We start from the raw sequence: 15928 nt of genomic DNA on the forward strand, positions 1-15928 counted from the left end.
CATGAAAGCTTTGCGTGAATTTTATTTAGAATTAGTAAAACTTGTTATAGCCATATCAAAAAATAAGTCAGACCTTGTTCAAAAATATGGCAAATTTAAATTTTCACTAATACTCGGTCTGGCTTCAGCTTTTTGTTTCTTTATTTTTAATACTTTTCTATCAAATAACGAATTTGTTAGAAAAAACTTTATCGATACGGCAGACTATGACATTGCCATAAAAACTCATTCATTCATAAAAAGTAGTGACAAATCTCCAAAAATCATAGTTGTCCTTATAGATGAAACATATCTGAAAAAGAAAAATTTATCCAAAGCGGACGAGCCTCTTGCAGCAAATTTTACCCCAAGAGACCTTCTCGCCTCACTTCTTGATGAGCTAGATGCTAGAACGAAAGATAAAGAGCCAAAGGCTGTTTTACTGGACTATTATTTGGCATATCCAAGTGATATAAAAGGCAAAGTAACTGATGACGATAGACTACTTATAAATGCTTTGAATAAATACTCACAAAGATATAAAATTTATCTTCCTACTCAAAAAAATAAACTATTTCTTGAGCCATATTTAGATAAAAATATCACTTTAATTTCTACAACCATGCATGTAAATTCTGATAATATTACAAGAGGATATGCCAAATTTACATGCAAAGACAATAAAAGTATACCTCACATAGCTGTGGCTTTAAGCAGTGGATATGAAAGCTTTTATTGTGACGATAACAAAAGCTATGATTTCTCACAACTACTCTCTACAAGAGTACTTTATAAAAAGATCACTAAACTAAAAAACGGATCATTAAAATCAAACTATGAAAACATCTCTATATATTCTGCTGACAAGCTTGCAACCATAAGTGGCTTTAAAGATGCTATCGTGCTTATAGGCTCAGACTACAAAGGCTCTGGAGATATATATCAAACAGCTATTGATGATACTAGGAGTGGAGTATTAGCGTTAAGTGATACTATAACAACAGCATTTAAAATAAAAGAGCTAAAACAACTAGAACCTATCTATTCATTTATTCTCTACTTTTTTATGCTTAGTTCAATTACATTTTTAACACTAAAACTTAGCCCTATAAAATCACAAGGAGTTAGACTAACTCTAGTAACCACTGTAAATTTTGTGATCTTTTTTACTATATCTTTTTTTGGATTATTTTGGGGCTATTATATACCCTGGGCTCTGCCTTTACTTTCTTTTAAAGGGCTAGAGATCATTTTTGCTATTTCCTCATATAAATTTAGACATCAAAAACATCATAAAGTAAGGAGAACTAAATGAAGTTAAACAAAAAAATATCAAGCATAGCCATATCAGCTGCAGTAGCTGGTATTTTAACAGGTTGTGCTGAGCTAGGTATGGTAAAAGATGCAACCATAGTTGCCTTTTCTGGAAAGATAGAACAGTTTAGTGATGACTATGAACGCTTGGCGAAAAACTCAACTAACAGAGACTATGATAGCTTGCTAAGAAATGCACCTACGTTTCTTAAGAGATATGATAAACAACTAGGCAAGGCGTCTTTTTCAAGACTTCACATGTATGAATATTTAGGCTTCGCTTATTCAGAACTAGGAGAATACCAAGAAGCACTAAACTACTACAACAAAATAATAGAAGCCGAAGATGATCCCAATGGGTTTTGGTCACTTCAAGCAAAATGTTATATAGGAAGTGTTTATGCTAGACTAGGTGATTTTGATAGAGGAAGAAAACTTTGCGAAGATGCCTTGAGTATAGCCGAAGATAAATATAAAGGTAATGATCTCGGCATAATAGAGGTCATGCTATCAAGTATAGGCGGTATTTATATGCATGCAAAGAACTTTCAAAAATCGCTTGAATACTCCCTAAAAGCAGCAAATCTGCAGGAAAAAAATTTTGATACTAAAAAAACAAGTGGAATTATGCGGTTGGCTGCGATCTACGTAAATGCTGCTGTTGCTTATACAGAACTAAAAGAGTACAACAATGCTCTTAGCTACCTACAAAGATCGCTCGATCTAACCAATAAATATGCACCAAAAAGTAATTTGCTAATGTATATATATATTAATCTAGCCTATAACTATAAAGAGATGAAAGAGTATGACTCAGCACTAAACTACTATGATAAGGCAATTAATATGATGAATAGAACTTATGGTGTAAATAATCACATCAACTTCGCTGGAGCAAAAAAAGATATCAGTAATATATATGCTGACAAACAAGACTACCAAAAAGCTTATACTTACGCAAAAGAGTCTATGGCGATCTTTGATACTATGAAAAATCAAAATTTTAAATCACTAGATAATGATCAAAAGAAGGCATTTTTGGATGCAAATAAAGAGTTTATGCCTAATTTCTTGGATATTGGCTCAAAAGCAATGCAACAAAGACCAGACATAATAAAAGATATGTATAAAATTTTCATAAACTCAAAAGATTCTTTATTAGATGCTGAAAACTCTATATATATGCTAAGGCAAACCACTACAAATTCTTTTGTAGCTTCAAAAATAGATGAACTAAATGCTCTAAAAAAAGAATATGCTGGCCTTTCAAGACAAAGCTTTGAAGGCGAAGATGAAAAAGAGGCAGAAAAGCTAGAAAAAGAACGTAAAGAAAAGCTAGATCAAACACAAAAAAATATAAAGAATTTAGAATCAGAACTATCTGCTATGTCATCAAATTTCAAAGAGATACTTGACATGAAAAATATAAGTATCCAAGACGTAACTAAATTTTTAAATCAAGATGAGCTGCTTATAGATATAGGATATTACGACGAAAAATACTATATATTTAGTGTAGATAAAAATCAAAAAGTAGATCTTGTAGTTCTTAGCAAATCTCAAAGTAACGAGATAAATCAAGATATTAAAAAATTTAGAGATGACATAGAACATATAATATCAAGTGGGGAGCAAAGCACTAAAGCTACACAACTTTCAAAAGAGCTCTCTTCAAATATCTACAAAACATTATTTAGTAATATGCCTGCAAGGATAAATAGTTATAAGAATTTAATAATAGCTGCCGATGGCGCCTTACGACTCTTTCCATTTGAAGCACTGCGTGATAATAATGGCTACTTAATAGAAAATAAAAATATAAGATACATAGCTTCTGCTAAAGAATTTGTAAGAGCTCATAAATATAATCAAAGTAGTGCAAAAGAACCTGTAACTATGTTTAGTGATCCAGACTATGATAATGCAGTAGGTACAAGCGATAAAACTTCAAGTAGCTCAGATGATATCGTACTTACAAGGTCTTTAAGCAAGATGAATTTCTTCACTAGATTAAAAGGTTTTAAAGAAGAAGAAAACGCTATAAAAGCAGTATTTGGCACTAACATAAAAATTTATGACAGAGAAAATGCTAGCGAAAAAAATATGTTTAGCATATCTTCTCCAAAGGTTTTACATATAACTACTCATGGCTTCTTTATCAATGATGATAAAATCATAGATCCTATGCTAAAGTCAGGCATAGCACTAAGTGGTGCGAATACAAAAGATAAGAGTGGTATAGTAATGGCGCTAAGAATGTCTGGTTTAAAATTGTCAGGCACTGATATGGTAGTACTTTCAGCTTGTGAAACTGGCGTAGTAGACTCAAAAGATACAAGTGCGGTCGCTGCTTTACCAAAAACATTTATCCAAGCTGGCGCAAAAAATGTAATGATGAGCTTATGGAAAGTTGATGATAAGCAAACTGTAAATCTTATGAGTACCTTTTATGAAGGGCTTAAAGACAAAAACCAACCAAACTATAATATTCTGCTCAAAAACTCAAAAATAGAGATGATAAAACAAGATTTACACCCATATTACTGGGCTGGATTTATTATCAATGGAGAATAAATTTATAAGTTTTTAGGGTGTATGAAAATACACCCTTTTAAGAAATAATAAAAGGGTCAGAGTTAAAAAATTTGTACGCTTTAAATTAAATTTGCTTCAAAATTCTCTCGCAAATTTCTCTCGGGTTTGCGTTTTCATAAATCGGTCTGCCAACGACGATAAAGTCGCTGCCCTCTTGCTTTGCGCTAACTAAATTTGCAACCCTCTTTTGATCGCCTGCGCTCTCGCCAAAAGGCCTAACTCCAGGGCAAAGCGTGATGAAATTTTGATTTGTCACTTCTTTTATGAGCTTGCTTTCAAAAACCGAGCAGACCATGCCATCAAGCCCCGCTTCAAAGCTCATCTGGCTAAATTTCATAACCGAGCGAGAAATAGTATCGTTATAAACCGCTTCAAATTCGCTCTCGTTAAAGCTAGTAAGTGCTGATACAGCAAGCACCAAAGGGCGATTTTGCAGTGCATTAAGGCGCTCCATGACGGTCTTCATCGCTCTCTCGCCAGCGCTTGCGTGCAAATTTATCATATCCACGCCTATCTTTGAGACGACCTCAGCTGCGTCTGCCATCGTGTTTGGGATATCGTAAAGCTTTAGATCAAGAAAGATTTTAAACTCCCCTGCCCCTTTTAGCTCCTCTATAAATTTAGCTCCGTCTCTAAGGTAGCTTCTAAGCCCCACTTTTAGCCAAAGATCAAGCCCTCTTAGCTCGCGCACTAGGGCTAAATTTTCATCCTTGCTCGCCATATCAAGAGCGACGCAGAGCCTCATAGATCGCCCTTTATCTTATCTAGCACGCCGTTTATAAATTTTGGCGCCTGATCGCTTCCAAGCTCCTTTGCAAGCTCGATCGCCTCATTTATTATGACAGCTTTATCAGTCTGACTAAATTTCATCTCATAAAGCCCAAGTCTAAGGATAGCAAGCTCTGTTGCGCCAACCTTGCTAAAGTTGCCATCTTTTAGGTGTGGTTTTAAAATTTCATCTAGTTTTTCTTTATTTGCAAGCACCTCTTTAAAGGTCTGCTGCGCCTCATTTTTGCGCTCATTTCTTATCTTTTTCTCTTCTAAAAATTCCTCTTCAAACTCCGCAGTTACGGGGTTTATCTCGTTTGAGTAAAGTAGCGAAACTATGGCTTGTCTCACTTGATGACGTGTGGCCATTTTACTCTCCTAGCTTTTTGTATAAATTTAGCATCTCTATAACGCCAGTCATTGCTTCAAAGCCCTTGTTTCCAGCCTTGCTGCCAGCTCGCTCTATCGCTTGCTCGATGTTATCTACCGTTAGCACGCCAAATGTGACTGGTTTTGCGTATTTTAGCGTCACGTTTGCGATGCCTTTGGTGGTCTCTGCGCTTACGTAGTCAAAGTGCGGAGTTGAGCCTCTTATCACCGCTCCCACGCAGCAAACTGCGTCAAATTTACCGCTTGCAAGCACCTTTTCAAGCGCCATAGGTATCTCAAATGCGCCAGGGACTAGCACTAAAGTTAAATTTTTCTCGTCGCCGCCGTGGCGTAAAAATGCATCTTTTGCGCCCTCTACCAAGCGGTCTGTGATGATGTGGTTAAACCTTGCGTTTATGATCGCTATCTTTTCGTTGCCTTTTAGGGCTAAATTTCCTTCGATTATTTTCATCTTTTCTCCTTTATTTTTTATGCAAGTTTAGCAAAAGCTTGTTTAATCATCAAACTATCTTTAGCATGATGACGCTAAAGATGATGAGCGATAAAAACAAGGCTTTTTTAAAATTTATCTTTTCACCTTCAAAAACTACGCCAACCACGACTGCTCCGATCGCTCCGATGCCTGTCCAGATCGCATACGCCACCGACATAGCGATAGTTTGCATCGCATAGCTAAGTAGCGTTAAAGAAAGGGCGAAATTTCCAAGCAAAAGGATGAAATTTGCCCACTTTTTTACGCCTGTGCTTTTTGAAAATTTCGTGATAAAAAAGACGCCAGAAACCTCGCAACATCCAGCTAGTAAAAGCGCTAAAAAGTGGATCATTCTTTTATGCCTTTTAGCCCAAGCACGCCTAAAATGAGCGTCGCTATAAAAAATAGCCTAAAGAAATTTGGCATGATCCCGCTTGCTACGTAGTCGCTAACGATCTCAGCTATGACGATAAAAGCCGTCCCAAAGCCCACAAATACAGCGTATGAGATGCTTATCGGGATGTATTTTAAAGCCTTCATAAAAGAGATAAAGCTCACGCTCACAAGCACGGTCGTGAGCAAAAACTCGCCTAAATTTGAAGCGTGCTTTAGCCCATATGCCCAACCACACTCGGCCACCGCGCCAAGCAATATCCACAAAAAACCTCTATTTGACAAACTACCTAAAACCCTTTTACTATCTCTAAAATTTTTCTCACCATGGCTTTTATCGCATCATTTTCTAAACTATCATCTGTGTTTTGCCCAGCTATCCCCTTTAAATTTCCAAAAAATCCAGGGTCAAACCTTAGCTCGCTAGAGCCATAATGCCTCAAAACTTCGCCATTTCTAATGACTTCTACCTCGTAAGTAAGGTAGATATTGCCCATTCTGTCGCTCTTAGCAAAGGTTGCTTCGCCTATAAATTCCCTGCGGTGAGTTATCTTTATCTTTAGCTCATCACTTGAGCTAGGATCAAGCAAATTTTCTTTTGTAAGCGCCTCTGTGATTTGCTTATTGTACTTTTTCTCGACCATTTTTGGGCTTTGATAGAGAAATTTTGTCGGCTCGTGGTGTTGCACATGAGCGTACTCTATGCCCTCAAATTTATACTTGCCAGCAAGTGGCACCTTTGGCTGAGATGAGCCACAACCTACTAAAAACAACACTCCTAAAAGTAGTGCAAAAATCCTTTTCATCTTTTTATCCTTTGTTTAAAAATTTAAAATTTCCTCTATCTTCATCGTCTGCTCGACAACTTTTTCAAGCTCGTCTAAATTTAGCATATTTGGCCCATCACATAGCGCCTCGCAAGGGTTTATATGCGTCTCGTAGAAAAATCCATCCACCCCAACGCTAGCTGCCGCCCTTGCAAGATACGGCACAAATCTAGCATCGCCGCCGCTTTTTTCGCCAAGTGCGCTTGGCATCTGCACGCTGTGGGTCGCGTCAAAAATGACTGGCGCAAATTCTCTCATCATCACCAAATTTCTCATATCAACGACTAAATTTCCATATCCAAAGGTGCTTCCACGCTCCGTTAGCCAGACGCCATTTGCCTTTGCGACCTCATATCCATCGCCGCTCACACCTCTTGTCTCAAGCACCTTTTTAACAGAGTGCTTCATCGCAGACGCCGCTAAAAACTGCCCTTTTTTGATATTTACGACCGCTTTTGTCTTTGCGGCTGCTACAAGAAGGTCTGTTTGGCGGCACAAAAATGCAGGGATCTGCAGCACATCAGCCACTTCGCCAACAGGTGCTGCCTGATAGCTCTCGTGGATATCGGTTAAAATTTTAAAGCCAAATTCTTTTTTTACATCAGCCAAAATTTCGCAGCCTTTTTCAAGCCCAGGCCCACGAAATGAGCTAATGCTCGTGCGATTTGCCTTGTCAAAGCTCGACTTAAAGTAAAAGTCAATTTTTGGATTTTCATTAAATTTAACTAGCCTTTTTGCCACTTCAAAAACAAGCTCCTTGCTCTCTATCACGCAAGGTCCAGCGATTAATATCATATTTTCTCCTTTATTTTTCTTTAACAACTAAAATTCCACTCACCACGACAAGCACGATACCTGCGAGTGCTAGGTGATTTGGCAACGCATCGCCCATAAAATAGCCAATAATAAGCGTAAAAATGACGTCAGCGTAGCTAACCGCAGCGATGACACCAGCTTTTTTGCCAACCGCAAATGCCTTTGTCATAAACGCCTGAAAATAGTAGCCACTAAGCCCCATTAGCAAGATAAAAACGACGTTGTGCCAGCTTGGCATAGTAAATTTAGAAAATAAAAAATCCAGAGGCTCATATGTAAAAAACTCAGCCATCCCCATACAAATAAGCGGCAAAAAAGAGCCCCAAAGCATAAAGCTTAGCACGATGATATTTGTGCCGTAGCTCTTGTTTAGCTCCTTGACACTCGTGTAGGCAATAGCCGCTCCAAGACCGCTCCAAATGCCGATGATATCGGTCTTATTTATGCCTAAATTTGGCTGGATAACGAGCAAAATTCCACCAAATCCCAAAAAGACAGCAAACCAGCCAAGCGAACTTAGCCGCTCCTTAAACACGATAGCTGCGAGAATGGCTGTAAATATCGGGTTTGTCTTTTGAAAGGTAAAGGCTGTGGCTAAATTTACGTGTGCGACGTTATAAAAAAATGCAAAAAGCGCCACCGTGCCTACAAAACCGCGAAACATCAGTAAGAAAAAGTGTCCGCCAGTTTGTTTAAATGGAAATTTATAGATGGCGTAGATGACGATGAAAAGTCCGATCAAATTTCTAAAAAAAACAACTTCGATAGAAGGCATATCTTTACTCAGATACTTTGCAAATGCGCCAGTCACGGCAAACATAAAGCAAGCAAAGAGCATATAAAAAATGCCAAGATGTGAAATATAAAACCTTTTTAACATCGCAAAACCTCTAAATTTAAAGCACTCATTTTAATGAAAAATGGCTTAAATTTTGGTTGATTTTTTCTTTTATTTCGGCGCTTTTAAGCGTAATTTTATACTTTATATAAGAGAAAAATTTGTATAATCAGCCATCATAAAAAGGACAAAATTTGCAAAAAGTAATATTAGTAGGCAAGCCAAATGTCGGCAAAAGCTCACTTTTTAACCGCCTAGCAAGAAGACGCATCGCCATAACAAGCGACGTTAGCGGCACTACAAGAGATACAAATAAAGCTAAGATCGAAGTTGAGGGCAAAGAGTGTATATTAATCGACAGCGGCGGGCTTGATGATAGCAGCGAGCTTTTTAAAAACGTAAAAGCAAAGACCTTAGCAGAGGCTAGAAACTCAGACGTTATCCTATACATGGTCGATGGCAAAATGATGCCAGATGATGAGGATAGAGCCATTTTTTACGAGCTTAGCAAGCTAAATTTACCAATCGCTCTAGTCATCAACAAAATCGACAGCAAAAAAGACGAGCAAAGAGAGTGGGAATTTGTAAGTTTTGGCGCAAAAAACTCATTTGGCATTTCAGTAAGTCACAACACTGGCGTCGATGAGCTTAGCATCTGGCTAGCAAAGCACCTAGAAGAGAAAGTGCAGATAAAGGCCGATTTGATCGATGATTTTGATGATTTTTTAGAAAACTATAACGACGAGGGCGAGCTAAGCGACGAGATAGACTATGAGAGCAAAAACATAAGAGTTGGCATCATAGGCCGTGTAAATGTCGGCAAAAGCTCACTTCTAAACGCCCTTGTAAAAGAGAGCCGCGCCGTTGTTAGCGACGTAGCAGGCACTACGATCGACCCAGTCAATGAAATTTACGAGCATGATGGCAGAGTTTTTGAGTTTGTCGATACTGCCGGTATCAGAAAGCGCGGCAAGATCGAAGGCATCGAGAGATACGCGCTAAATAGAACTGAGAAAATTTTAGAAGAGACAGACGTGGCGCTACTTGTGCTTGATAGCTCTGAGCCACTAACCGAGCTTGATGAGCGTATCGCTGGCATCGCCTCGAAATTTGAGCTTGGCGTCATCATCGTGCTAAACAAATGGGACAAAAGTAGCGAAGAATTTGACGAGCTTTGCAAAGAGATAAAGGATAGGTTTAAATTTCTCTCATATGCGCCGATCATCAGCGTCTCAGCACTTGGTGGCAAAAGAGTGCATAAAATTTACCCGCTCATAGTTGAAATTTATAAAAACTACACCCAAAAAATCCAAACTTCAAAGCTAAATGAAGTGATCGGCGAAGCAACCAAAGCGCACCCTCTGCCACGAGATAAAGGCAGGGTCGTTAAAATCTACTATGCAGCGCAGTTTAAAACCGCACCTATCATGATAGCGCTCATAATGAACCGCCAAAAATGCCTGCACTTTAGCTACAAACGCTACCTAACAAACAAGCTTAGAGAGAGCTTTAGCCTAGCTGGTGTGCCTATCGTGCTAATCCCTAAAAAACGTGGAGAGAGTGATGAAGACAAAGAACAATAACATCGTTTTGATAGGGTTTATGGGTGTTGGCAAGGGCACAACCGCAAGGGCACTAAGTAAGGCGTTAAAGACGATGAACCTTGACTGCGACGACTTGCTAGAGAGCTCGCAAAATATGAAGATAAAAACCATATTTGAAGAGTACGGAGAGGAGCATTTTAGGCAGCTTGAGAAAGACCTTGCTAAATTTCTAGCGACAAATGTCAAAAATGCGATCATCTCGACAGGTGGGGGATTTGCAAAGGTTAAAAATTTAAACAAAATAGGCACCGTGATCTATCTAAAAGCAAGCTTTGATGCGATCATGCAAAGACTAAAAAATAGCAAAAATAGCGAGAAAAAGCTCGCCAAACGCCCGCTTTTAAGCGACCTAAAAAAGGCTGAGGCACTTCATCTGGAGCGAGAAAAGCTCTACGAGAAAAAGGCTGATTATATCGTTGAAGTCGAGGGCAAAACTCCAAAGCAGATCGTAAAAGAGATAAGGATACTTTTAAAAGTTTAGTTGCAAAGTGGCGAGGGCTACTTGCAACGATAAATTTCAAGATCAAGCTAGACGCACAAAGTCTAACGTGATGTTAAAATTTAAAAGCTTTGGCGAAGAGTTTTTTGTTTAGGCAAGGCGAAATTTTGTTTTTAAGTGAGGGCTAGCAAGCTAAATTTTAAGATTAGACTAGATAAAAGTATCTACCCTGATGTTAAAATTTAAAAAAAGCATTTTGGCGAAGTATCGTGAGATGATTTTGATAGAGATTTGAAATTTTAAGCCGAGGCTAGACATATAGTCTGCCGAAAGCTTAAAATTTCAAATCTCTATCAAAAGCGCTCGCGAGAAAAAGCCAAAATTTGAAAGGATAAGATGAGAGTATTAACTGGCCTCCAACCCTCTGGCAAACTACACCTTGGCAACTATTTTGCCTCGATAAAGCAGATGGTTGATATGCAAGAGCAAAACGAGATGTTTATGTTTATAGCAAACTACCATGCGATGACCAGCCTTAGCGACGGCAAGGCGCTAAAGCAAAACACATTTGACGCTGCGTGTGCATTTTTGGCGCTTGGGATCGACCCAGACAAGAGCATTTTCTGGGTGCAAAGTGACGTTAAAGACGTGCTTGAGCTTTACTGGGTGCTAAGCCAGCACACGCCTATGGGGCTACTTGAGCGCGCGCACAGTTACAAAGACAAGGTCGCAAAGGGCATTAGCTCGCACCACGGACTCTTTAGCTACCCAGTTTTGATGGCGGCTGATATCTTGCTTTATAACGCGCAGGTCGTGCCTGTGGGCAAAGACCAGATCCAGCACGTAGAGATCGCGCGCGACATCGCGATCAAATTTAACAACGAACATGGCGAGATTTTTACATTGCCTGAGGCAAAGATCGATGAAAACGTCGCTACCGTGCCCGGCACAAATGGCGAAAAGATGAGCAAAAGCTACGGCAACACGATCGATATCTTCGCAGACGCCAAGACGCTTAAAAAGCAAATTTCAAGCATCGTGACTGATGGCACGCCGCTTGAAGAGCCAAAGCAGTGGCAAAACTGCAACGTCTATAACATCGCAAAGCTTTTCTTAGACGAGAGCGGACAGTGCGACTTGCAGGCTAGATATGAGCGAGGCGGCGAGGGTCACGGACACTTTAAAGCCTATCTAAACGAGCTTGTTTGGGACTATTTCAAAGATGCAAGAGAGAAATTTGAATACTATCAAAACAACCCTGACGAGGTGGCTAAAATTTTAGATCTAGGCGCTAAAAAAGCCCAAAATGTAGCTCACGCAACGATAAAAAAAGTGCGTGAAGCGGTTGGAATTTACAGATAAGGAAAAATATGCAAAATTTATATCCCTACGCGCAGATAATTCACCTTTTTTGTGCGATTATCTTTGTTGGTTATCTATTTTTTGATGTGATCATATTAAGAGCGGCAAGCAAAAAGATGCCGCCAGAGCTTGCTCAAAAGGCAAAGCAAGCCATCGGCTCAGTAGCTGTTAAGATCATGCCTATTTGCGTGCTACTTTTAGTTTTAACTGGTGGCATGATGATGAGTAACTGGGTCGGCAGCAAGGCTGGAGGCTACTTTGAGACAAATTTACAGATCGCTTTTATGATCAAATTTTGCTTAGCGATGGTGATCGTGGCTGCGGTGATAGTAAATTTAAGCTGCAAATTTATATTTAAGCGCCCTAGCCCACTTGGCAACATCCACCCTATCGCGCTTACGCTTGCGGTGGCGATCGTCTTGCTTGCAAAAGTTATGTTTATGGTTTAAGGATAGGATAAGGAGAGGATAATGATAAATTTAAAACTACTTGAGACAAACTACGATGAATTCGTAAAAAAACTAGAGGGCAAAAACGTTAAAGCTAGCCTGCTAGACGAGCTTTTGCAGACTTTTAACGAGCTAAAGCAAAAGCGCAAAGCACTTGAAAATTTCCAAGCGATCCAAAACGCAAAGAGCAAGGAGCTTGGCGTAAAAGCAAGAGCTGGTGAAGATGTGAGCGAGCTTAAGAGTGAGCTAAATTTAAACAAAGCTGCCCTTGCTGACGCTGATGAGATTGTTAAACAATATGAAGAAAAGCTTGAGCAAATTTCATTTAGCGTGCCAAATATCACCGACGATGACGTACCATTTGGCAAGGACGAGGACGATAACGTCTGCATAAAAACGGTGCTAGAGCCAACTAAATTTGACTTTACGCCAAAGGAGCACTGGGAGCTAGGCGAGAGCCTTGGCTGGCTTGACTTTGAAAGGGGCGCAAAGCTCTCAGGGTCGCGCTTTACCGTGCTTCGTGGCATGGGAGCAAGGCTTAGTAGAGCGCTTGTTAATTATATGATCGACTTTAACAGCGCACGAGGCTTTGAGCTTGTAAATGTCCCTTATCTAGTAAGCTCAAACACACTTTTTGGCACTGGTCAGCTACCTAAATTTGAAGAGGATCTTTACAAGGTGCGTGACGAGAACCTCTACCTCATCCCAACTAGCGAAGTACCTGTGACAAATTTATACAATGACACCATCATTGAGGCTGAGCAGCTACCTATAAAGATGACTTGCTACTCAGCATGCTTCCGCCAAGAGGCAGGCTCAGCAGGACGCGACACAAGGGGCATGATCCGCCAGCACCAGTTTGAAAAGGTCGAGCTTGTAAGCATCACAAAACCTGATCAAAGCGAGGGCGTGCTTGCTGAGATGATATCTTGCGCTAGCGACTTGCTAACTAGCCTTGGTTTGCCTCACCGCCACATGCTTCTTTGTAGCGGCGATCTAGGCTTTAGCGCAGCAAAGACGGTGGATCTTGAGGTTTGGCTACCAGGTCAGGGCAAGTACCGCGAGATAAGCTCTATCTCTAATACTCGTGATTTTCAAGCAAGAAGAGCGAAAATTCGCTTTAAAGATGGTAAGAAAAATATGCTTGTAAATACCCTAAATGGCTCAAGTCTGGCAGTTGGCAGGACGCTAATAGCGATAATGGAAAACTACCAAAAGGCTGATGGCACTATCGAAATTCCAGAAGTTCTTAAAAGGTATATGTAGTGGCTGATGACGAGGTTGTAGTTCTAAAACCACCTGGCGAGCAAGCAGAGCAAGCGCCTGAGGAGGCAAAAGCTGAAGCTCCTGAAGAGATCGTCTCACTTGAGAGCATAGCAAGTGATGGCGTGCTGCAAGATGAGAGCATCCCAGAGCCGATACCTGTAAAAAAGAGCAAGAAAAAGCTCTTTATCATCATCGGCGCAGCTGCTTTGGTGCTTGTCATCTTGATCGCTGTTTTGCTAATCGTCTTGCTAAAAAAAGACAAAAAAGAGGAGATAGACACTACAGCTATCGTAAAAAATATAGAAAACAACTACCAAACGCAAAATTTTGGTGCTTCAAAGATCGATGAGATGATAAACAAGGCTAACCAGCTTTATGAGCGTGGCAACAAATTTGAAGCGTTAAAAATTTATGAAAATATAGCCGTTTATAACCAGTCGCTTTCAAACTACAACCTCGGCGTTTCACAGATGAAACAAGAAAAATGCGACGAGGCGATCATCTCGTTTAACAAAGCGATAACTGACCGCGAAAACACCGCAGTTAGCGCCATAAACGCCGCTGTTTGCTCGCTTGAGCTAAATAACACCAAAAATTTCAATTATTACATAGGGCTTGCAGACTCCTTTTTGCAATATGAAAACAGCTCGCCACTTTACAGCTACTACTATGCGCTAGTTAATTATTACAAGGGCAATTATTACGAGGCGCTGCAAGCACTCTCGCACCCTAGCACAGAGGACTATAAGGGCGAGTATGCCTACCTAAGCGCTAAAATTTTATCGCTTCTTGGCGATGACGAAAGAGCCATAGCTAAGCTTGAAGGACAAAAGGCGTTTAAGGCTGACTTTACGCTAGCACAGCTCTACGCAAGACTTGGCAAATACGACAAGGCAAGGGACTATCTAACAAAGGCTTCTAAAAACACGCCAAATATCGATCTTATCAAGATGACTGAGGCACTAATCGATCTAAAAACGGCTGATTATGGCGATGCGGCAGCATTTATCAAAGATGTTTATGACTACAACGCCTCGATGCCAAGTAAAATTTACAAGATAAAGACCATCCTAAAGCCAGATCTTTTTGACGTTAGCCTAGCTCAGGCGCACTTTAGTGACGATATGTTTTTTGATAGAACAAGACGCTACGAGACGCTCTTTTACTTCGCGCCTTACAAGGTTTTTGACGCAAAACAGAGCATCGAGCAGATAAGAAAAGGTGGTGTTAGCGTCTTTTTAGACGATACCTCAGCGGCAAATGACTACCTTAGCCAAAGTGCCGCCGCCTCAAAGGTCAATGCCAAACTTAGCGAAGCCATCGCAAAGGCACTTAACTACCGCTTAAAAGAGGCAAACAAGGACTTTGAAGAGCTTGCCAAAGCCTATCCAAACCACTCGATCTTGCAGTATAACCTAGCTCTTAGCTACGCTCAGCTTGGAAATTTTAGCCTTGCTGCAAAACACTTTATAGCAAGCTACCATCAAGATGTAAATAACCACCTCTCTGGCATCTTTGGGGCTATCTGCATGGATATAAATAGAAATTTAAATCCAAAACTAGTTGAAGAGATCGGCGAAAATTTAGAAAATGACAAAAGCCTAAAGCCTGTAAATTTATACGCCTCACTTTTAAGCCTGATAAGCGGCAACCAAAGTGCGATGATAAGGTGGCTTGAAGAGCCAAAAGAGCCTACGACGCTAAATTTAGCCTTTGATATCATCATTGCTAAAATCTCAAACAACGATGAACTAATGTCAAAAAAGGCTGATGAGCTTATGAAGATCTTACCAAATGATATCATCGCAAATATATTAAATTTCATCTCTAAAAACAAAGATCAAAACGTCAAAGAGTACGCAAAAGCGATACAAATTTACTTCACCGATAAAAATCTCGACTCAAATGCCTTCTATCACGGCGCTGACATCATCAAAAAGCAATACATCAAGCTACTTCAGATCTCAGGCCTGCTAACAAGGGAGCGTGACAAGCTAAGAGCCCAGCTAAAGAGCGCGCCAAAAAATATAAATTTGATCCAAACTCTAGCCTACGTGGATATCTTTACAAACGACTTTGACGAGAGTTTTAAGCTTTATAATGAGATTATAGATGAGTTTAAGATAAATGACGCTGGAACGCTCTTTTTAGCCTCTGTGGCGGCCACTGGAGCAAACAAAATAACAAACGCGATCGCACTTTTAGAGCTTACAAAGCTAAATGATCCAAGCGCTGTCGAAAACAGAGCCGCCCTTGGCTTTATGTATCAGCAAATCGATAACATAAAAGCCGCTCTTATACAATATAGCAAAGTAGGAAACGTAGGATATAACAACGAATTTTATGATTTTATGATAGATAATTAGAAAATTTAAAGCTAGGTCTTTAAAAGCCTAGCTTTAGATAAAATGGCTAT

The 15928-nt window shown here is 39.9% G+C and carries 16 protein-coding genes; 8 read left to right on the top strand and 8 right to left on the bottom strand.

Annotated elements, in window-relative coordinates; translation table 11 throughout:
- The first annotated feature begins 1 nt into the window (after window position 1).
- Window positions 2-1294, top strand: a complete 1293-nt coding sequence (locus CVS86_RS04090; RefSeq protein WP_107791055.1) for a CHASE2 domain-containing protein — start codon at window positions 2-4, stop codon at window positions 1292-1294.
- Complete coding sequence (locus tag CVS86_RS04095) at window positions 1291-3867, top strand: CHAT domain-containing protein (RefSeq protein WP_107791056.1); 2577 nt, start codon at window positions 1291-1293, stop codon at window positions 3865-3867. The genes CVS86_RS04090 and CVS86_RS04095 overlap by 4 nt, the downstream gene beginning before the upstream one ends.
- An 85-nt stretch (window positions 3868-3952) precedes the next feature.
- Here CVS86_RS04095 and pyrF read toward each other — a convergent pair whose 3' ends face one another.
- From pyrF to CVS86_RS04135, 8 genes are read right to left on the bottom strand one after another with little or no spacing between them, the layout of a single operon-like run.
- On the bottom strand, window positions 3953-4633 hold the full coding sequence (pyrF, locus tag CVS86_RS04100) for an orotidine-5'-phosphate decarboxylase (protein ID WP_107791057.1): 681 nt from the start codon (window positions 4631-4633) through the stop codon (window positions 3953-3955).
- The gene (nusB, locus tag CVS86_RS04105; RefSeq protein ID WP_107791058.1) at window positions 4630-5025 is read right to left on the bottom strand and encodes a transcription antitermination factor NusB; all 396 of its coding nucleotides are present in this window, start codon (window positions 5023-5025) and stop codon (window positions 4630-4632) included. The genes pyrF and nusB overlap by 4 nt, the downstream gene beginning before the upstream one ends.
- Before the next feature lies 1 nt (window position 5026).
- Window positions 5027-5497, bottom strand: a complete 471-nt coding sequence (gene ribH, locus CVS86_RS04110; RefSeq protein ID WP_004317743.1) for a 6,7-dimethyl-8-ribityllumazine synthase — start codon at window positions 5495-5497, stop codon at window positions 5027-5029.
- 49 nt (window positions 5498-5546) lie between these two features.
- Complete coding sequence (locus CVS86_RS04115) at window positions 5547-5870, bottom strand: DMT family transporter (protein WP_103570380.1); 324 nt, start codon at window positions 5868-5870, stop codon at window positions 5547-5549.
- Complete coding sequence (locus CVS86_RS04120; RefSeq protein ID WP_107791059.1) at window positions 5867-6196, bottom strand: DMT family transporter; 330 nt, start codon at window positions 6194-6196, stop codon at window positions 5867-5869. The genes CVS86_RS04115 and CVS86_RS04120 overlap by 4 nt, the downstream gene beginning before the upstream one ends.
- A 5-nt stretch (window positions 6197-6201) precedes the next feature.
- A complete protein-coding gene (locus CVS86_RS04125) occupies window positions 6202-6717 on the bottom strand; it encodes a hypothetical protein (RefSeq protein ID WP_107791060.1) in 516 nt (171 codons plus the stop codon).
- A gap of 15 nt (window positions 6718-6732) precedes the next feature.
- Window positions 6733-7533, bottom strand: a complete 801-nt coding sequence (kdsA, locus tag CVS86_RS04130) for a 3-deoxy-8-phosphooctulonate synthase (protein ID WP_107791061.1) — start codon at window positions 7531-7533, stop codon at window positions 6733-6735.
- Between the two features lie 10 nt (window positions 7534-7543).
- A complete protein-coding gene (locus CVS86_RS04135; protein ID WP_021086097.1) occupies window positions 7544-8434 on the bottom strand; it encodes a DMT family transporter in 891 nt (296 codons plus the stop codon).
- A 152-nt stretch (window positions 8435-8586) separates the two neighbouring features.
- Between CVS86_RS04135 and der the strand changes: the two genes are divergently transcribed.
- The 6 genes from der (at window position 8587) to CVS86_RS04165 (ending at window position 15878) form a co-directional block, all read left to right on the top strand.
- Entirely contained in the window at window positions 8587-9975 is a 1389-nt protein-coding gene (der, locus tag CVS86_RS04140; protein WP_107791062.1) for a ribosome biogenesis GTPase Der, read from the top strand.
- Complete coding sequence (locus CVS86_RS04145) at window positions 9956-10477, top strand: shikimate kinase (protein WP_107791063.1); 522 nt, start codon at window positions 9956-9958, stop codon at window positions 10475-10477. The genes der and CVS86_RS04145 overlap by 20 nt, the downstream gene beginning before the upstream one ends.
- A 354-nt stretch (window positions 10478-10831) precedes the next feature.
- On the top strand, window positions 10832-11797 hold the full coding sequence (gene trpS / locus CVS86_RS04150; protein ID WP_107791064.1) for a tryptophan--tRNA ligase: 966 nt from the start codon (window positions 10832-10834) through the stop codon (window positions 11795-11797).
- Between the two features lie 8 nt (window positions 11798-11805).
- Window positions 11806-12246 (top strand): hypothetical protein, encoded by a 441-nt coding sequence (locus tag CVS86_RS04155; protein ID WP_009294891.1) that lies wholly within the window; start codon window positions 11806-11808, stop codon window positions 12244-12246.
- 21 nt (window positions 12247-12267) lie between these two features.
- The gene (gene serS, locus CVS86_RS04160; RefSeq protein ID WP_103590423.1) at window positions 12268-13512 is read left to right on the top strand and encodes a serine--tRNA ligase; all 1245 of its coding nucleotides are present in this window, start codon (window positions 12268-12270) and stop codon (window positions 13510-13512) included.
- Window positions 13512-15878, top strand: coding sequence for a tetratricopeptide repeat protein (locus CVS86_RS04165; RefSeq protein WP_107791065.1), 2367 nt, complete (start codon window positions 13512-13514; stop codon window positions 15876-15878). The genes serS and CVS86_RS04165 overlap by 1 nt, the downstream gene beginning before the upstream one ends.
- Window positions 15879-15928: the final 50 nt, after the last annotated feature.

Source organism: Campylobacter concisus (assembly GCF_003048605.1).
GTDB classification, from domain to species: domain Bacteria; phylum Campylobacterota; class Campylobacteria; order Campylobacterales; family Campylobacteraceae; genus Campylobacter_A; species Campylobacter_A concisus_BM.